At 62.9% G+C, this 17,309-nt stretch carries 14 protein-coding genes, 1 tRNA gene and 2 pseudogenes; 9 read left to right on the top strand and 8 right to left on the bottom strand.

Translation table 11 applies throughout. The features are described 5' to 3' along the window. The first annotated feature begins 106 nt into the window (after nucleotides 1-106). Nucleotides 107-183: transfer RNA gene (locus tag EN804_RS12015), tRNA-Pro, on the top strand. A gap of 250 nt (nucleotides 184-433) precedes the next feature. On the opposite strand, the pseudogene fghA reads toward EN804_RS12015, so the two are convergent. The 6 genes and pseudogenes from fghA to EN804_RS11985 form a co-directional block, all read right to left on the bottom strand. After that, nucleotides 434-1,147, bottom strand: a pseudogene (gene fghA / locus EN804_RS12010) (S-formylglutathione hydrolase); the annotation flags it as partial. 216 nt (nucleotides 1,148-1,363) lie between these two features. Further along, nucleotides 1,364-1,933, bottom strand: a pseudogene (gfa, locus tag EN804_RS12005) (S-(hydroxymethyl)glutathione synthase). 28 nt (nucleotides 1,934-1,961) lie between these two features. Further along, nucleotides 1,962-2,213: a hypothetical protein gene (locus tag EN804_RS12000; RefSeq protein ID WP_135919493.1), complete on the bottom strand. Its 252-nt coding sequence runs from the start codon at nucleotides 2,211-2,213 to the stop codon at nucleotides 1,962-1,964. Next, nucleotides 2,210-3,310, bottom strand: coding sequence for an S-(hydroxymethyl)glutathione dehydrogenase/class III alcohol dehydrogenase (locus EN804_RS11995; RefSeq protein WP_348642046.1), 1,101 nt, complete (start codon nucleotides 3,308-3,310; stop codon nucleotides 2,210-2,212). Before EN804_RS11995 ends, EN804_RS12000 begins: the two co-directional genes overlap by 4 nt. Before the next feature lie 70 nt (nucleotides 3,311-3,380). After that, nucleotides 3,381-3,770 carry a VOC family protein gene (locus tag EN804_RS11990; RefSeq protein ID WP_135919856.1) on the bottom strand — a complete coding sequence of 130 codons (390 nt, stop codon included), beginning with the start codon at nucleotides 3,768-3,770 and terminating at the stop codon, nucleotides 3,381-3,383. A 1,188-nt stretch (nucleotides 3,771-4,958) separates the two neighbouring features. Beyond that, the gene (locus EN804_RS11985; protein ID WP_127277642.1) at nucleotides 4,959-5,858 is read right to left on the bottom strand and encodes a GNAT family N-acetyltransferase; all 900 of its coding nucleotides are present in this window, start codon (nucleotides 5,856-5,858) and stop codon (nucleotides 4,959-4,961) included. 233 nt (nucleotides 5,859-6,091) lie between these two features. Between EN804_RS11985 and argE the strand changes: the two genes are divergently transcribed. From argE to EN804_RS11955, 6 genes are all read left to right on the top strand, one after another. After that, nucleotides 6,092-7,216 (top strand): acetylornithine deacetylase, encoded by a 1,125-nt coding sequence (argE, locus tag EN804_RS11980; protein WP_127277640.1) that lies wholly within the window; start codon nucleotides 6,092-6,094, stop codon nucleotides 7,214-7,216. A gap of 12 nt (nucleotides 7,217-7,228) precedes the next feature. Beyond that, nucleotides 7,229-8,152: a glyoxylate/hydroxypyruvate reductase A gene (locus EN804_RS11975; protein WP_135919490.1), complete on the top strand. Its 924-nt coding sequence runs from the start codon at nucleotides 7,229-7,231 to the stop codon at nucleotides 8,150-8,152. Between the two features lie 23 nt (nucleotides 8,153-8,175). Next, a complete protein-coding gene (locus EN804_RS11970) occupies nucleotides 8,176-8,529 on the top strand; it encodes a cupin domain-containing protein (protein WP_135919488.1) in 354 nt (117 codons plus the stop codon). A gap of 138 nt (nucleotides 8,530-8,667) precedes the next feature. Next, nucleotides 8,668-10,131 carry an aldehyde dehydrogenase family protein gene (locus tag EN804_RS11965; protein ID WP_135919486.1) on the top strand — a complete coding sequence of 488 codons (1,464 nt, stop codon included), beginning with the start codon at nucleotides 8,668-8,670 and terminating at the stop codon, nucleotides 10,129-10,131. A 10-nt stretch (nucleotides 10,132-10,141) separates the two neighbouring features. Then, on the top strand, nucleotides 10,142-11,185 hold the full coding sequence (locus EN804_RS11960) for a tartrate dehydrogenase (RefSeq protein WP_127280398.1): 1,044 nt from the start codon (nucleotides 10,142-10,144) through the stop codon (nucleotides 11,183-11,185). 17 nt (nucleotides 11,186-11,202) lie between these two features. Continuing rightward, nucleotides 11,203-12,663 (top strand): NAD-dependent succinate-semialdehyde dehydrogenase, encoded by a 1,461-nt coding sequence (locus EN804_RS11955; RefSeq protein WP_135919484.1) that lies wholly within the window; start codon nucleotides 11,203-11,205, stop codon nucleotides 12,661-12,663. Between the two features lie 22 nt (nucleotides 12,664-12,685). Here the strand turns inward: EN804_RS11955 and EN804_RS11950 are convergent, their stop codons facing one another. After that, entirely contained in the window at nucleotides 12,686-13,960 is a 1,275-nt protein-coding gene (locus EN804_RS11950; protein WP_135919482.1) for an FAD-binding oxidoreductase, read from the bottom strand. Nucleotides 13,961-13,977: 17 nt separating this feature from the next. Then, the gene (locus tag EN804_RS11945; RefSeq protein WP_135863626.1) at nucleotides 13,978-14,646 is read right to left on the bottom strand and encodes a haloacid dehalogenase type II; all 669 of its coding nucleotides are present in this window, start codon (nucleotides 14,644-14,646) and stop codon (nucleotides 13,978-13,980) included. 320 nt (nucleotides 14,647-14,966) lie between these two features. Between EN804_RS11945 and EN804_RS11940 the strand changes: the two genes are divergently transcribed. Together EN804_RS11940 and EN804_RS11935 are read left to right on the top strand one after the other, a co-directional pair. Next, nucleotides 14,967-15,806 carry a GNAT family N-acetyltransferase gene (locus tag EN804_RS11940; protein ID WP_135863624.1) on the top strand — a complete coding sequence of 280 codons (840 nt, stop codon included), beginning with the start codon at nucleotides 14,967-14,969 and terminating at the stop codon, nucleotides 15,804-15,806. Nucleotides 15,807-15,821: 15 nt separating this feature from the next. Continuing rightward, complete coding sequence (locus EN804_RS11935) at nucleotides 15,822-17,195, top strand: aspartate aminotransferase family protein (protein ID WP_127278236.1); 1,374 nt, start codon at nucleotides 15,822-15,824, stop codon at nucleotides 17,193-17,195. The last annotated feature ends 114 nt before the right edge of the window (nucleotides 17,196-17,309 follow it).

Below are 17,309 nucleotides of genomic sequence, written 5' to 3'. Positions count from 1 at the left end.
GAGCTTTCCCGCAAGCCCCGACGAAAGCGCACGAAATGCGACAGAAGTGCTGCCATTGCCGCTTGCAGGAACGAAGTGTGGCGGCTATAAGCCCGCGGTCTGGTCACGGAGTGTAGCGCAGCCTGGTAGCGCACCTCGTTCGGGACGAGGGGGTCGCAGGTTCAAATCCTGCCACTCCGACCAGAAAAAACAACGGGTTAGGCAGTCTGTAAGATGCCTACCCCACAGGTATCCCCACAGAAACAGATGAGCATTTAGGCGCCTCGGTCCATCCGGCAGACGCACAAAGGGTTTTTGAACCCCCTCGACCATGCTGCGTGACTCCAGACCGATCACTTGGACCTTCATCACGCTGAGTTCGCGAAGCATAAGTGCGAAGTGCTTCTGCTTGATCCAGTTGGCCGGGGATCAGCCATCGCGACAAACTATTGTTTTTGCAGGCCTCTTCGAGCAGCCAAGGCCGCAGCCCATCCTGAAGAAATCCGTCGGCCATGCGCTGGTCGACCAGGAACTCGCCAAAGCGACGACCGTCCTCGATCAGCAGTGTGACATCGTAGGCGCGCCAGCTCTTCTAGTCCTGTCCGAGATATTTTTCGAAGGCTGGCCGCGACCAGCTCGACGGCTGCACGATCGGCGCTAAGGCCGAACAGCTTCGGTAGCACTCAAGATACTTCAGCGCGATCGTCAGCGCGCCGTGCCCGCCCATCGAATGGCCGAAGATCGATTGGCGTGACATGTCGACCGGGAAATTCGCGGCGACCAGCGCCGGCAATTCCTCGGTGATCTAGGAGTATATGCGGTAGCTCTTCGCATAAGGCTGCTCTGTCGCGTCGAGATAGAAGCCGGCGCCGCAGCCGATCTGCCAATTGTCCTTTTGATCCGGAACGTCGGGACCACGCGGGCTGGTGTCGGGACACACGACGACCAGCCCGAGTTCGGATGCCAGGCGCCGGTATTCGCCCTTGTCCATGACATTGGCGTGCGTGCAGGTGAGGCCGGACAGATACCAAAGCACCGGCACCAGCCGATCCCTGGCCTGCGGCGGCACGAAGACGGCAAAGGTCATGTCGCAGGCGCAGACCTCGCAAGCATGCGAGTAGACGCCCTGGGTGCCGCTATGCGATTTCGACGTAGAAACGACCTTCATCAACTCTGCCTCTCGTCCTGATAATCTCAATCAGGTATAGCCACCGGCCGGACCGCTCCCGGCTCTGCGCCTTGAAACCGCACCGGCGACGCGATCGAGCTGCGCTGGCTCGACTGCGCCGCCGGTCTTACGCCTTGCTTGGAGGCTCGTTAGTTTGGGAACACAGAACCTTCGGCCTGGCGTATCTCTACCGCCCATGAACCGGACCGCAATTTGTCAGGCGGGCAGCGCGCCGGACTTCTTCGCCGTCCAGGTGGCGATGTAGTCCATCAGGCCCGGATTGAGGCAGTCATAAGGCTCCAGCCCGATTGTCTTCAGCCGGGCCCGGATGCCGTCCATACGCTTGGGGTCGACGCCCGATTCGATGATCGACGAGACGAAGGCGGTGAAGCCCGGCGGCGACCAGCCGTCCTCCTGGAAACGCTCGGGATGGATGAAGGACAGGCCCTTGAATGGATGGTCGCGCTCGACCGGCCCATGCATGTGGACGCCGCAGCCGGTGCAGGCATGGCGCTGGATCAGCGCTGAGGGGTCGACCACCTTCAGCTTGTCACCGTTCTAGGTGACGGTGACGTCGCCGGTACCGGCAACCGCCACCACCGAGAATACAGCCCCTTCAGGCTTCCAGCATTTGGTGCAGCCGCAGGCATGGTTGTGGGCGATCTGTCCCTTGACCTTCACCTTGACCGGCTTGCTGGTGCAGGCGCAGACCAGCGTGCCGCCGGCAAAGCTCGCGCTTTCCCTGGGCAACCCATTGTCGATTTTCGGATGCAGTTTCTCAGGCATTTTTATTCCTCCCTGTTTGTCATCTCGATTATGTCTCGATGACGACCTCATTTTCCATGAAGTGCACCTTCAGCAGGCGATGTACTTCGGTCAGACTCCTCCTTAGAAAATGTCCATGCACGAGGTAAGCGACCTGATCATGCGCCCGATCGATCTCCTCCAGATTGATCGTGACGCGCTTTTCTTCGCGAAAGCTGCGCCAAAGATCCTCACCAAAGTTCCGTATTCGATGGATCGTCGACTTCTCAGGGTCGACGAAGCGAATTCGAACCTCCTTCAATAAACCACCACGCTCCTGATCGACTTGCCTTCATGCATGAGGTCGAAGCCCCTGTTGATGTCTTCGAGCTTCAGCGTGTGGGTGATCATCGGGTCGATCTGGATCTTGCCGTCCATGTACCAGTCGACGATCTTGGGCACGTCGGTGCGGCCACGCGCGCCGCCGAAGGCGGTGCCCATCCAGCTGCGGCCGGTGACCAACTGGAATGGTCTTGTCGAAATCTCCTGGCCAGCGCCGGCGACGCCGATGACGACCGATTTGCCCCAGCCGCGATGCGAAGCCTCCAGTGCCTGGCGCATCACCTTGGTGTTGCCGGTGCAGTCGAAGGTGTAGTCGGCGCCGCCGATCTGGTCGGCACCGCGCTTGGTCATGTTGACGAGGTGGGGGACGATGTCGCTCTCGATCTCCTTCGGATTGACGAAATGCGTCATTCCGAACCGCTCGCCCCATTCCTTCTTGTCGTTGTTCAAATCGACACCGATGATCATGTCGGCGCCGGCAAGCTTCAGGCCCTGGATGACATTCAAGCCAATACCGCCGAGGCCGAAGACGACGGCGGTGGCACCTTGCTCGACCTTGGCGGTGTTGATGACCGCGCCGATGCCGGTGGTGACGCCACAGCCTATGTAGCAGATCTTGTCGAAGGGAGCGTCGGGATTGACCTTGGCGACCGCGATCTCGGGCAAGACCGTAAAGTTGGAGAAGGTCGAGCAGCCCATATAGTGAAAGATCTTGTCCTTGCCGATCGAGAAGCGCGACGAACCGTCCGGCATCAGGCCTTGCCCCTGGGTGGCGCGGATGGCGGTGCACAAATTGGTCTTTCGCGACAAGCAGGACGGGCACTGCCGGCATTCCGGCGTGTAGAGCGGGATGACATGGTCGCCCTTCTTGACAGAGGTAACGCCCTTGCCGACATCGACCACCACGCCGGCGCCCTCATGGCCGAGAATGGCCGGGAAGATGCCTTCGGGATCGGCGCCCGAGAGCGTGAATTCGTCGGTGTGGCAGATGCCGGTCGCCTTGATCTCGACAAGCACCTCGCCATCGCGCGGTCCCTCGAGGCTGAACGCAGCAGGAAGCCAGGCACATTTCTGCATCGGAACGAGGCTGCCTGGCCATCGGAGCGCCCGAAGGTCTATGCAGTCGCCGAAGGCGCGTTCGTTCAGCTCACACGGCGCTGGCCTCGTAAAGTTCGATCGGGAGTCCGTCCGGATCGGCGATGAAGGTAAACAAGCGCCCAGTGTAGGGGTCTGTTCGGATTGGCTCCACGTCAACGTCTCGCGACCGAAGCAGCGCGGCAGTTGCCTCGACCGACGCGACCACGAAGGCAATATGTCTTAATCCGCAGGCCTCGGGCCTGCTGGGCCGACTCGGCGGATCCGGGAAACTGAACAATTCGATCTGGACGAGGCCATGACGCAAGTCGCACTTCCAAGACCGCCTTTCGGGGCGCCACTTTTCGGCGAGAATGACGAAACCAAGCTTGCTCGTGTAGAACTGCTTGGACGTCTCATAGTCGCTGCAGATGATTGCGACATGGTGGACAGCCAGGAGCATCACATTGGCCTCGCGCAAGCGTCGATAACGCGTCGCAGGCAGAATCGCATCGGTATGCCTTGGGCGCAACTACGAGCCGACACCGGTCTTGCCTTACGTCATTGAAGCAAAAAAGTGGGGACGTAAACCGCGGCTCGCGCTGGACTACGGGCACGGCCGGATAAGAACAGGTGTGATGGCGGCGAAGGTCACAGCGCGTTCAGAGGCCCTCGGGGCACCGAATAGAGCATCGTTCCCCCTTCGAAGACGTCATCCTTTCTCCCATGATGCAAATCCGCCTAAAGTAGATGCTGAACTAGTGCCTTTTAGAAGGACGTTATCATGAGACCGTATTCGACTACTCGTCGTCCGATCACTTCGGAGCGCATCGGACGGGCTCTCGACCGCGTTGCCGAAATCGTCGCCCAAGGCGACCAAGGTGAGGCATTGCGTCCGCTATACGATTACCTGGACGGCGCTATGCAGGATCTTCGGACGAAGGACAAACGCCTCGCGGCAGTACGCGAGCGATTCACACGGTCTAAGGGTTGAATTAGGGCGCGACCTTCGGCCTAGTAGCGGTCACTGATGGTCGCCCCGAAGCTAGCCCAGCTTGAGCATTCTTCACGTCAGGACAATCCCTTAAAGATTGAGGATCGGCCAGCAGCGAGAAGCTCATCTGGTGGCCCGGTTGGCTTAGATCTATTCCAACACCAAGATAATGTTTTTATTTATCTTTTTAGCTTCTTTATCGGAAATTTGTATCACAATATGTAGCACTTCGAGGCAACTTTTTGCCCTTGGTGCAGCCGGAGCCCGACGCCATAGAGCAACATCGCTGGTGGGCGCGGAGGAGGTACGAAAACCGTTGATCTATTGGGCTTTCGTGGGACAAAATCCGAAATCTTCCCGCATCGTTCCGTATGGTTGCGTGACCGCCTAAAAGTCGAAGGAATGATTCCCTGTGCGAGCTGCGAAAGTGGGATGATGCCCGCTCGACTGTCCTAGTCCAGCCAGGCCACTGATCTAACTGGGTTTTTTCTTGTTTTGAGCTTCGAAGCCCTGCGCGCAAGTCGTCAGAGCCCTAAAGTATTGATTTTAAAAGGATATCCTCAACGACAAGAGACCAGCCTCCCTAAATCCTGTGTCTCGAAAAGTGCCGTCGCCCAAGGCTGGGGCAGCGGCGACGGCCCGCGTCCTCGGCTGACCTTATCCGAGAGTTTGACTGGCGAGGGCAAATGTCATCGGTGTGGCTGCACCGCCGACCGAAAAATCGGCGAGGCGTTTGCCGATCGACATGGTCAGCACGGTGTCATAGACCGGCATTCCGCTGTGCGCTAGAAAGGCGGCGAATTCGCCGTCTTTCATATGGGTATCGACTCTGAGGAAAGACCCGGAATGGCCGGCCACATGCGGTTGGACGATCGCCACAGCGTCGGCGTCGCTCTCCGCCACGACAGGCCCCACGACATGGCCTCGCCCGAACGGCCGGCAGAGCGCGAAAGCACTGAGCGTGTCGCCCTTGAAAAGGCCATAGCCGACCGAGTGCGCGAAAAGCTTTTCGATGAGCGCCTCACGCCTCACACCAAATCCCGCCGCGTCGAGCGCGATGACGGCGTGGATATCTTTCGCGTCCAGAGTCCGGATGTCGCCCCGCGTCCCGGATCCGGCCATCGTTGGCGCGCGGGCTATGCCTTGGCATTGATAGACGGTCTTTTCCGGCTGGAAGTCGAGCGAGAGATAGAGCCGCTTTGCGGCCCGGGTTGCATTAAGCCGCAGATCACGCCCGGTGACCTCGTCGAATATCCGTTTCATCAGCCATTGCGCCGCGCCCAGCGTCTGCAGGCGCGGCGAGGTAATGACCATGCCGACGGTCGCGAAATCGGCGCCATGTCTGAACCACATGGCCGAGCCGAGAACGCGCCCTATCTCGTCGAGCACCACGAAACCCTCACCCACGTCGCGCAGGAATTGCCAGTCCTCGGCCCGGTGCGGCCAATTCACCGACAGCGAGAGCGCGTGCAACCGGTCCAGGTCGACGTCTTCGATGCCGCTGACGCGCATCGAGAAGGCATCGATTTTCAAGCTTTCGGACGGCTTCAATTCCATGCCTCTGAAACCATTGCCGCTATGGAGAGGTCCACAACGGCCACTCCTGCCCCGCCGACGCTAAACAATCGGACCGATATGATCTGTTCGAAAGCCACGCGCCAACGCAAGATTCAACTGAAACACTTCCGCTTTCGGCACGCAATCGCGAAGGAACGCGCACATTGTTGAGCGTATCGGCCCGACGAACCGGAGTGCCAAATGCCCAAACCCAGAATATTTTGAGGTCTGGAATGGACGTCTTCGACATAATCGGCCGTCTCATCGCCTTTCCATCCGTGGCCGGCAAGCCGAACGGCGACATTGCCAGCTGGATCGAGTCCTACCTGTCGGAACAGGGAGCGACGGTCACCCTGCTTCCGGGGCCGGAAGGCGACCGCTCCAATCTCTTCGCGACGATCGGTCCTGCCGACGTCCCCGGGTATATCCTCTCGGGCCATATGGACGTTGTCCCCGCCGGCGAGCCGCAGTGGAGTTCGTCCCCTTTCGCGTTGCGCCGCGACGGCGAGCGGCTCTACGGACGCGGCACCAGCGATATGAAGGGGTTCCTTGCCGCTACGTTGGCAGCGGTGCCTGCTCTGTCGCGGCTGCGCCTCGCCAGGCCGATCCATTTCGCGTTCTCTTACGATGAGGAGATCGGCTGCCGCGGCGTGCCGCACCTCATCGCCCGCCTTCCCGAATTCTGCGCCAAGCCGCTCGGCGTCATCGTCGGCGAGCCGAGCGGCATGCGCGCCGTGCGCGGCCACAAGGGCAAGGCGGCCGCCCGTATCACCATCAAGGGGCGTTCCGGTCATTCCTCCCGGCCCGATCTCGGGCTCAACGCCATCCATGCGATGTCCGAGGCACTGAACGCGGCCGTCAGCGAGGCCGAACGGCTTACACATGGCCCGTTCGATCCAACCTTCGAGCCAGCCTATTCTTCGCTGCAGGCCGGCGTGATCGCTGGCGGACATCAGGTCAACATCATCCCCGACAGCTCGACGCTGGACCTGGAGGCGCGCGCCATACCGGGCGTCGATCCGGCGAGCCTGCTCGCGCCGGTCAAAGCGCGGGCCGAGGCGCTTGCCGCCAAGGGGTATCTGGTCGAGTGGACGCCGATGAGCGCCTATCCAGCGCTGTCGCTGCCGCAGGACGCAGCACTGGCGGCGCTGCTGGGTGAGTTGACGGGCGAGGCACCGCTTGCCGCCGTCAGCTATGGCACCGAGGCCGGGCTCTACCAGGCCGCCGGCCTGGATGCGATCATCTGCGGTCCCGGCGATATCGGCCGCGCCCACAAGCCGGACGAATATATTCTCGCCGGCGAACTCACCGCCTGCCAGCGCATGATCGAAGCGCTGGCTGCGCGTTGCGCGGGTTGAAGGGAAGCCTGGATGACATTCCTGTTCAATTCCGATGCGCGACGCGCTGCAATATTTGCAGATGCGTTTACCCAGGACTTGCCGGACGTTGCCTTCGCCACGGATGCCGCAACGGTCGATCCCAACGCCGTGCGCTACCTCATCACCTGGACCGTGCCGGATAATCTCGCCCGCTACAATAACCTGGAAATCCTGTTTTCGATTGGCGCGGGCGTCGACCAGTTCCGCTTTGATGCGGTGCCCGCGACGGTGAAGATCGTGCGCATGGTCGAAGAAGGCATCGTGCGCATGATGCAGGAATATGTGACGCTGGCCGTGCTCGCCTTGCACCGCAACCTGCCCGCCTATCTGGCGCAGCAGCGGGCCGGCGAATGGCTGGACATTCCGCAGATCCAGGCCGGGTCGCGCCGGATCGGCGTGCTCGGCCTCGGCCAACTCGGCCAGGCGGTTCTCGAACGGCTAAAACCGTTCGGCTTCCCGCTCGCCGGCTGGAGCCGTTCGCCGCGCCAGATCGACGGCGTGACCTGCCACCACGGCGAGGTTGGGCTGGAGGCGATGCTGGCGGCCAGCGACATATTGATCTGCCTGCTGCCGCTGACCGAAGACACGCGCGGATTTCTCAATGCCGGTCTGTTCGCAAAGCTACCGCAAGGCGCGGCCCTCGTTCATACGGGCCGGGGGCCGCAGATCGACCATCAAGCGCTGGTCGCCGCGCTCGACAGCGGCCAGCTCTCGGCGGCGATGATCGATGTGACCGATCCCGAACCCCTGCCCCCGGACCATCCGCTCTGGTCGCATCCGAAGATCATCCTCACCCCGCATGTCGCCAGCGTCACCCAGCCCGTGACCGCGGCACGCGCCGTCATCGACAACATCCGGCGCCACCGTGCCGGCCTTGAGCCGATTGGGCTTGTCGACCGGTCGCGCGGCTATTGAAATCCAACCAGAAAGGCCATCCCTTGTCCCTGCTCAAGACCGTCGATACCAACCCAGCCTTTTCGCCGCGCGAATCCAGGGCGCTGCCAGAGCGGCTGATTGCCGGCGACCCAGCCTTCAAGACCTGGGCGCAGGATGTCGCCAAGGACGATCTCGTCCATACCGGCGTCTGGGAGGCGACGCCGGGTGAGACGCGCTCGATCAAGGGCGAGACTTTCGAGTTCTGCCACATTCTCTCCGGCGTGATCGAGATCATACCGGACGCCGGCGAGAGGGTGACCTACCGCGCCGGCGACAGCTTCGTCATGAAGCCCGGCTTCACCGGTGTCTGGAGGACCATCGAAACGGTGCGCAAGATCTACGTGACCGTCGGATAGCGAGGCACGTCGTCGCGCGGAAGATTTTGCCGTCCCTCGTGCCTGGCACGCAACATTCGTCGGTGGCGGAACGCCGAACAGCGCATGCTGCGTGGCGCCACGCGCTAGGCTCCAGCCGGTGCCGCAGAGTGGTTGTCGATGAGCCTGAGCTTCGATCCCGATACAATTCCCCTCCCCGTCGGCCATTTCATCGGCGGGGAACTGATCCCGGCCGGGGGCGTGATCGGGATGCGTCGCCCGTCGGACGGCAAATCCTATACGGACTGCCCCGTAGCCGGCCCTGACTTGATCGAGCGTGCGGCGGACAGCGCCAAGGCAGCACTGAAGGTCAGCAACTGGGCCGGCGTCCGGCCACGCGAGCGCACCAGGGCACTCCAGGCCTGGGCCGACCTTATCGAGGCGGAAGCCGAGACGCTGGCCCGGATCGAGGCGCTGAGCTCGACGCGGCCGGTCGGCCAGCTCGTCGCCGGCGACATCGCCATCACCGCCGAACAGATCCGCTTCTTCGCCGAATTCGCCGACAAGGAAGGCAGCGAGCTCGCGCCGACCGACGATGCTAGCCTCGGCATGATCATGAGCGAGCCCTATGGCGTCGTCGGCGCGATCACGCCCTGGAATTTTCCCGTCTCGATGGCCGGCTGGAAGCTCGGCCCGGCGCTGGCCGCCGGCAATGCGGTTGTGTTGAAGCCGTCGGAAATGACGCCCTTCTCGGCCGTCTATCTGGCGCAACTCGCCGTGAGAGCCGGCCTGCCGGCGGGACTGATCAACGTGGTGCTCGGCGATGGTCCAACCACCGGCACGGCGCTGACCGGCCATCCCGACATCGCCAAGGTCTCCTTCACCGGCTCGACCCGCGCCGGCTCGGCTATCATGGAGAATGTCGCCCGCACCGGCGTCAAACCAATGACGCTGGAACTCGGCGGCAAGAGCCCCCAGCTCGTTTTTGCCGATGCCGATCTCGACAAGGCGGCCTCCGCGATCGCCGGCAGCGTCACCTTCAATGCCGGCCAGGCCTGCGTGGCCGCGACACGCCTGATCGTCGAGAAGCGCGTCGCCGACCGGCTGACGGCCGCTATCCTGGAGAAGATGAAGGCGGTGCGACCCGGCCCGACCTGGGACGCGACGACGCAATATTCGCCCATCATCTCGGAACGGCAGCGGGCGCGTATCGACAGCATCGTGCGCGCCGCGGTCGCGGCCGGCGGCGAATGCCTGACCGGCGGCAATAGCATGGACCATCCCGGCTATTTCTACGAGCCGACGCTGATCGCGGATGTCGACCAGGCCAATCCTGCCATCGTCGAGGAAATCTTCGGCCCGGTCCTGACCGTCCAGACCTTCGAGAGCGAGGAAGAGGCGCTGGCGCTGTCCAGCCATCCGACCTACGGGCTGGCTTCCGGCCTGTTCACGTCAGACCTGTCGCGCACCATCCGCTTCGCACGTAAGCTCGAAGCGGGCACCGTCTGGGTCAACCGCTACAGCCGCTCGCGCGACCACATCCTGCCGACCGGTGGCTACAAGCGCTCCGGCATTGGCAAGGACCTTGGCCGCGAGGCCTATCTCGCCAATCGCAGGACCAAGAGCGTCCTGATCAGCCTCTAGAGAGATGCCGATGAAGTCCTATTCGATCGCCCTGATCCCCGGTGACGGCATCGGCATCGACGTGACTGCCGCCGCATGGTCCGTGCTGCAGACGGCTGCTAACCATGCCGGCTTCGCACTTGCCGGAACCGAATTCCCCTGGTCGTGCAAGTTCTACCGGGACACCGGCCGCATGATGCCGGAAGACGCCATCGGAACCTTGCGCGGTTTCGACGCCATTCTTCTCGGCGCCGTCGGCTGGCCGGCGGAAGTGCCGGATTCGGTGTCGCTGCACGGCCTACTGCTGCCGATCCGCAAGGCATTCGTGCAGTACGCCAACATCCGGCCGCATCGCCTGCTGCCGGGTGTGACGGGACCGCTGCGGGCCGAAAGCTTCGACATATTGTGCATCCGTGAGAACACCGAAGGCGAATATTCGGGCGCCGGCGGGCGTGTGCATCAAGGCACGCTGGACGAGGTGGCTGTCGAGACCTCGATCTTCACCCGCCCCGGCGTCGAGCGCATCCTGCGCTTCGGCTTCGAACAGGCGCGGGCGCGGAGCGGCAAGCTCGCTTCCGTCACCAAGTCGAACGCGCAGAAGTACTCGATGGTGTTCTGGGACGAGATCACGCGCAAGCTGGCGGCGGACTATCCCGATGTCACTGTCACCAGCTATCACGTCGACGCGCTCGCCGCGCGTATGATCATGGCGCCCGAGACCCTCGACGTGGTCGTCGCCTCGAACCTGTTCGGCGACATACTGACCGACATCGGCGCGGCGATCCAGGGCGGGCTCGGCTACGCCGCTTCCGCCAACATCAATCCTGACCGTTCGGCGCCGTCGATGTTCGAGCCGGTGCACGGCTCGGCGCCCGACATCGCGCATCTCGGCATAGCCAACCCGATCGCTACCATCTGGTCCGGCGCGATGATGCTCGAACATCTTGGCGAAACAGCCGCCGCTGGCCGCATCATGAAAGCCGTCGAAGCGACAACCGCGCGCGGCATAGGCACCATTCCCGGCAAGGACAGAACGGGGGCCATCACGGCCGCCGTCGACGCCGCTCTCACCTGATTGCAAGGTCGTTTCCGATGAAAAGCCTGAACGATAAAAGTCTATTTCGCGAAGCCGGCCTGATCGGCGGCAAGTGGGTTGCTGCCGGCTCCGGCAAGACGGTCGATGTGCTCGACCCGGCGACCCAGTCGGCAATCGGCATAGTGCCCGACATGGCCGGCGCGGAGACGCGTGCGGCGATAGAAGCCGCGGCTTCCGCCTATCGGGATTGGCGGAAGAAGACCAACGCCGAACGCGCGGCGCTGCTCGAAGCCTGGCACGGCCTGATGCTGGCGCATCTCGACGATCTGGCGCTGATCCTGACCACGGAACAGGGCAAGCCGCTGGACGAAGCCAAGGGCGAGATCCGCTACGGTGCCTCCTTCGTCAAATGGTTCGCGGAGGAAGCGCGCCGCATCAACGGCCACACCATCCCCTCGCCCACTCCGGACCGCCGCATCATCGTGCTGAAGGAGCCGGTGGGTGTCTGCGGCATCATCACGCCGTGGAACTTTCCCAACGCGATGATCACCCGCAAGGTCGCGCCGGCGCTGGCCGCAGGCTGCACCGTGGTCATCAAGCCGTCCGAGTTCACGCCCTATTCGGCGCTCGCGCTCGGCGTGCTCGCCGAACGGGCCGGCATTCCCGCCGGCGTCATCAACATCGTCACTGGCATGCCAGCGGAAATCGGCAACGAGATCATGGCGAACGTGACAGTGCGCAAGATCTCCTTCACCGGCTCGACGCGGGTCGGCTCGCTGCTGATGCGCGGCGCCGCCGACAGCGTGAAGCGACTCAGCCTCGAACTCGGCGGCAACGCCCCCTTCATCGTCTTCGACGACGCCGACCTCGACCTCGCCATCGAGGGCGCGCTCGTTTCGAAATTTCGCAATGGCGGCCAGACCTGTGTGTGCGCCAACCGCATCGTCGTCCAGGCCGGTGTCTATGACGCCTTCGCCGCGAAGCTCACCGCTCGCGTCAACGCCATGACGGTGGGGCCCGGCACGCAGCCCGGCGTCGTCATCGGACCGATGATCAACATGGCGGCGGTCGAGAAAATCAACCGCCACGTCGCGGACGCGCTCGCCAAGGGTGCTGCGATCGTCACTGAGAAGCAGGCCGCCCTGCCAGAAGGATCTCAGTATGTCGCGCCGCTGGTGCTGACGGGCGCCACAAAGGACATGCAGCTTGCCGGCGAGGAAACGTTCGGCCCGGTCGCGCCGCTTTTCCGTTTCGAGACGGAAGAGGAAGCGATCGCGCTGGCCAACGGCACACCCTACGGACTTGCCTCCTACTTCTACACCGAGAATTTGAAACGCGCCTGGCGCGTCGGCGAGGCGTTGGAGTTCGGCATGGTGGGCTTGAACACCGGCTCGGTCTCGATGGAGGTGGCACCCTTCGGCGGCGTCAAGCAGTCCGGCCTCGGCCGCGAAGGCGCGCAGGCCGGCATCGAGGAATATCTCGAGATGAAAAGCTTCCATATGGGCGGGCTGGGCTAAACCCCATCCGCCGGATCAGTGGTCACTGGAGCCGGTCCAGCGCCTTGTAGTAGAGGCCGACCATCGGCAGGAACCATGGCTTGCCGGAATAGCCTGGAATGGCAGGCCACTCGAGCCCCTTCAGCGGATTGCGGTCCTCGCGGCCGAGCATGGCATCGGCCAGGATCATGCCGAGCTGGGTGGAAAGCTGCGCGCCATGACCGGAATAGCCCATCGCGTACCAGACCCCGTCATGGTAGCCGGCGCGCGGGAAGCGGTCCTTGGTCATGTCGACCAGCCCGCCCCAGCAATAGTCGATCTCGACCTTGGCGAGTTGCGGAAAAATCGCCGCGAGGCTCGCCCGCAATATCTGCCCGCTCCTGGCGTCGGAGCGCTGGTCCGATGTCGCCGAGAAACGCGCGCGGCCGCCGAAGATCAGACGCTTGTCGGGTGCGAGGCGGAAGTAGTTGCCGATGTTCATCGAGGTCACGCATGTCCGGTTGCCAGGCATGGTGGCCGTGATCTCGACATCGCTCAACGGCCGCGTGGCGATAATGAAGCTGCCCACCGAGATGAGCCTGCGGCGGAAATAGCCGAAATTCGGTGTCGTGTAGGCGCCTGTCGCCACCAGCACATTGTCGGCGCTGATCTTGCCGCGGGACGTTGTCAGCTCATGCCTGGTGCCGGCTTGCCTGCGGTCCGTCACCCGGGTGTTCTCGTGGATGACGGCGCCGTGGCGGGCGGCGGCGGTGGCAAGGCCCGCCACATAGCGGCCCATATGCATCATGGCGCTCTTCTTCGACAGCATCGCGCCATGGAAAAGCGAGCCGATCTCCGATTTGAGATCGGCCGCTGACAGCAGCGCCGTATCCGGATCCACCTCGGCATGGATGGCTTCGAAGTTGCGGGCGATCGAATCAAAATGCTGCGGCTTGGAGGCTAGCTTCAGCTTGCCGGAGCGGCGGAAGTTGCAATCGATGCCTTCTTCGGCGACCAGCGCCTCGATGGTGTCGACGGAATCGTCCAGCGCCCGGTAGATCGCGATCGCGCGTTCCTTTCCGAGTTCCGCCTTGGCCGAGAGGTAGCTGTGGGCAAGTCCGTTGTTTAGATGTCCGCCATTGCGCCCGGATGCACCCCAGCCCACGCGTTCCGCTTCCAGCACCACCATCTTGGCGCCGGCCTTCGCCAATTGGCGGGCGGCGGCGAGACCGGTGAAGCCGCCGCCGATGATGGCGGCATCGTAGTGCCCCTCGACCGGGCCTTGCGCCGCGCCGGCAAAGACGGGGGCAGTGTCGTGCCAGTAGGAGACCAGCTTCATCGGCAATCCGCCTGTTTTTAGAGACCGACCACGCCTGGAAGACCCGAAATATCCGATATTTCGACATAGCCGTAATAGGGGTTGGCTGGTTCGTGGCCGCGGTTGACCCAGACCTTGTTCTTGATACCGAGATCGTGCGCCGACATCAGGTCGTAGCGGAACGAGGACGAGCAGTGAAGGATATCGTCCGGGCCGCAGCCCAACATGTCGAGCATGTACTCGAAGGCCTTGAAGCGGGGCTTGTAGGCCTGCGCCTGCTCGGCCGTATAGACAGCATGGAAGGGCGCGCCGAGCTTCTCGACATTGGAAATGATCTGCGCGTTCATGGCGTTGGAGAGGATAACCAGCGGAATTTCCTTGGCAACCTTCGCCAGGCCCGCCGGAACATCTGCATGCGGTCCCCAGGTCGGGACACGCTCGTAGACCATTTTGGCGTCGTCGGGGTTGAACGCGACACCGTTGCGCTTGCAGGCGCGGTCGAGCGCATTGTAAACGACCTCGGCATAAGGCTTCCAGTCACCCAGGATCTCGTCGAGCCGATAGGCCGCGAAGTCCTTGATGAACGCCTGCATGGGTGGTTCGTCGAGCCTGCTGCCGTAGAGATCGCGCGCCGCTTCCGCCATCTGGAAAAAGGTCAACGTGCCATAGCAGTCGAAGGTGATGTATTTGGGCCTGAAAGAAGCCATGTCCGTCGATCTCCGGTGGAAGCACATCCGCGTTGGGGTGTATTCATCATCATAGGACGGCAGGCGACGAGCCACCTGACCGAAATAGCCTTCCCGAAAGCAGAAAGTTCCGTATCCGGCCGCTGGTTTGGCATGCTGTAGCATCCTGATGGCCAACAGGCGTGCTTCTTCGACCTCAAACGCGTCCGCCGCGGACGGCGCCAGCACAAGATGCGGCGCACCACTCGCGCTACGGCGAAAGATACCGCCGAAACCGGTGCCTTCAGACGATCTGCGGCGCGCCGATGGTCAAGACTTATGGACAGACGGAAGGATGCCTCATGCAGCAGGACCAGATCGAAATCCATGCGTTTGGACCGGACCATATCGAGGGCGCTGTGGCGCTTTCGCGTCAAGAAAATTGGCCGCATCGCCCGCAGGACTGGCAGATGGCGCTAGAGCTCTCGAGCGGCGTGGTTGCGCTTGGCGGCCATGGTCAGGTCACCGGAACCATCCTGGTGACGCCCTATGGGGCTGATTGCGCCATGATCAACATGGTGATCGTCGACAGGACTATGCGGGGCAAGGGGCTCGGGCGCCGACTGATGAACGAGGCCCTCGCGCTTGCCGAGGACCGTCCGTTGCGGCTTGTGGCGACGCGGGACGGCATGCCCCTCTATGAGAAGCTGGGCTTCGTGCCCTCTGGCACGATCCAGCAACATCAGGGCCAGGTAGCGGCGCTTAGCGCTCCCGACGAAGTGGAGGCCGCGGCCACCGTCGACCTGTCGGAAATCAAGGCGATGGACCGCGAGGCCTACGGCGCGGATCGTGAAGCTCTGATCGATGCGCTGGCCGAGCGCGGTCAATTCGCGGTCATCCGCCGCAACGGCGTCATCGAGGCCTATGCCGCGATCCGCCCATTCGGACGCGGCGAGGTGATCGGCCCGGTCATCGCTGGAAGTGTCGAGGATGCCAAGGCCCTGGTCGCCTTCTTGGCCGCATCGCGTGCCGGTGCCTTCCTGCGCGTGGATACCGACAGCAGGACCGGCATCGCCAATTGGCTCACGGGAATCGGCCTCGTCCATGTCGGCGGCGGCGTGACCATGGACCGCCCGTCCAACAGGGGTGCGGTACAGGCCCGGCCAAAAGTTTACGCACTCGCCAACCAAGCGCTCGGCTAAAGCCGGAGGATAAGAATGCTCGCCAATTCCCTGATCGAACTCGACCGCGCCCATCTCATTCATCCGGTCTCCTCCTATCGCGGCCATGAAGCGCTCGGCGTGCGCGTGCTGAAATCGGCGAAGGGTGCGACCGTGACCGATGTGTCCGGCAAGCAACTCGTGGACGGCTTCGCTGGATTATGGTGTGTCAACGCAGGCTACGGCCATGACAGCATTGTCGAGGCCGCGGCCCGGCAGATGCGCGAGCTTCCCTACGCCACCGCCTATTTCGATCTGGGCTCGGAGCCGGCCATCCGGCTTGCTTCGGAACTGGCGGAGCGCGCGCCCGGAGATCTCAATCACGTCTATTTCACGCTCGGCGGATCGGACGCTGTAGACAGCACGATCCGTTTCGTCCGCTACTACTGGAACGCCAAGGGCGAGCCGCAGCGCGACCAGTTCATTTCGATCGAGCAGGGCTATCACGGGTCGTCGGTGGTTGGCGCCGGCCTGACCGCGCTGCCCGCCTTTCACGCCGGTTTCGGCATTCCCTTCGAATGGCAGCACAAGATTCCCTCGCCCTATCCCTACCGCAACCCGGTTGGCGAAGATGGCAGCACGATCATCGCCGCCTCGCTTGCCGCGCTGAAGACCAAGGTCGAGGCGATCGGGCCGGAGCGGGTCGCCGCCTTCTACGCCGAGCCGATCCAGGGCTCGGGCGGCGTCATCGTCCCGCCGAAAGGCTGGATCAAGGCGATACAGGAACTCTGCCGGTCGTACGGCATCCTTTTCATCGCCGACGAGGTAATCACCGGATTCGGCCGCACAGGCCCCCTGTTCGCCTGTACCGAGGAGGACATCGTTCCCGACTTCATGACGACGGCGAAGGGTCTGACCTCGGGCTACGTTCCGATGGGCGCCGTGTTTATGGCCGATCATGTCTACGACGTCATCGCCGATGGCGCCGGCAATTCGGCGGTCGGCCATGGCTACACCTATTCCGCCCACCCCGTCAGCGCCGCCGTCGCGCTCGAAGTGTTGAAGCTCTATGAGAACGGCCTGCTGGAGAACGGCATCAAGGCCGGCGCCCGCCTGATGGCGGGATTAGCGGAACTGGGCGATCATCCGCTGGTCGGCGACGTGCGCGGTCGCGGCATGCTTGCGGCGGTCGAACTGGTGACCGACAAGCAGAAGAAGACACCGCTTCCCGCCTCGGCGATGCCGGCGCGGCGGGTCTTCGACAGGGCGTGGGACAACGGCCTGATCATCCGTGCCTTTGCGCATGGGGTTCTGGGCTACGCACCGCCGCTCTGCTGCACGGACAGCGATATCGATGCGATCATCGAGCGCACGCGCCGAACGCTCGACCAAACGCTGGCCGATCCAGATGTCCGCCAGGCCATGGCATGAAAGGCGGCGATTTCTTCGCATCTCGAAATATCGCCGGGGCGGACGATTTCGCAATTTTGTGCCGCAGTCCCGCGCCTTTTCGGCGAATCCAGCGCGGGGGAAGTGCCAGACTAC

The organism is Mesorhizobium sp. M8A.F.Ca.ET.161.01.1.1 (assembly GCF_004792105.1).
In the GTDB taxonomy this organism is placed as follows: Bacteria; Pseudomonadota; Alphaproteobacteria; order Rhizobiales; family Rhizobiaceae; genus Mesorhizobium.
This window is presented reverse-complemented; position numbering and strand designations above follow the sequence as displayed.

Excerpts from the sequence above, each read along its gene's own strand:
- EN804_RS11995 (WP_348642046.1), bottom strand. The coding sequence starts at position 3,310 with ATGCAGAAATGTGCCTGGCTTCCTGCTGCGTTCAGCCTCGAGGGACCG.
- EN804_RS11990 (WP_135919856.1), bottom strand. The coding sequence starts at position 3,770 with ATGCTCCTGGCTGTCCACCATGTCGCAATCATCTGCAGCGACTATGAG.
- EN804_RS11985 (WP_127277642.1), bottom strand. The coding sequence starts at position 5,858 with ATGGAATTGAAGCCGTCCGAAAGCTTGAAAATCGATGCCTTCTCGATG.
- argE (WP_127277640.1), top strand. The coding sequence starts at position 6,092 with ATGGACGTCTTCGACATAATCGGCCGTCTCATCGCCTTTCCATCCGTG.
- EN804_RS11975 (WP_135919490.1), top strand. The coding sequence starts at position 7,229 with ATGACATTCCTGTTCAATTCCGATGCGCGACGCGCTGCAATATTTGCA.
- EN804_RS11965 (WP_135919486.1), top strand. The coding sequence starts at position 8,668 with ATGAGCCTGAGCTTCGATCCCGATACAATTCCCCTCCCCGTCGGCCAT.
- EN804_RS11960 (WP_127280398.1), top strand. The coding sequence starts at position 10,142 with ATGAAGTCCTATTCGATCGCCCTGATCCCCGGTGACGGCATCGGCATC.
- EN804_RS11955 (WP_135919484.1), top strand. The coding sequence starts at position 11,203 with ATGAAAAGCCTGAACGATAAAAGTCTATTTCGCGAAGCCGGCCTGATC.
- EN804_RS11950 (WP_135919482.1), bottom strand. The coding sequence starts at position 13,960 with ATGAAGCTGGTCTCCTACTGGCACGACACTGCCCCCGTCTTTGCCGGC.
- EN804_RS11945 (WP_135863626.1), bottom strand. The coding sequence starts at position 14,646 with ATGGCTTCTTTCAGGCCCAAATACATCACCTTCGACTGCTATGGCACG.
- EN804_RS11940 (WP_135863624.1), top strand. The coding sequence starts at position 14,967 with ATGCAGCAGGACCAGATCGAAATCCATGCGTTTGGACCGGACCATATC.
- EN804_RS11935 (WP_127278236.1), top strand. The coding sequence starts at position 15,822 with ATGCTCGCCAATTCCCTGATCGAACTCGACCGCGCCCATCTCATTCAT.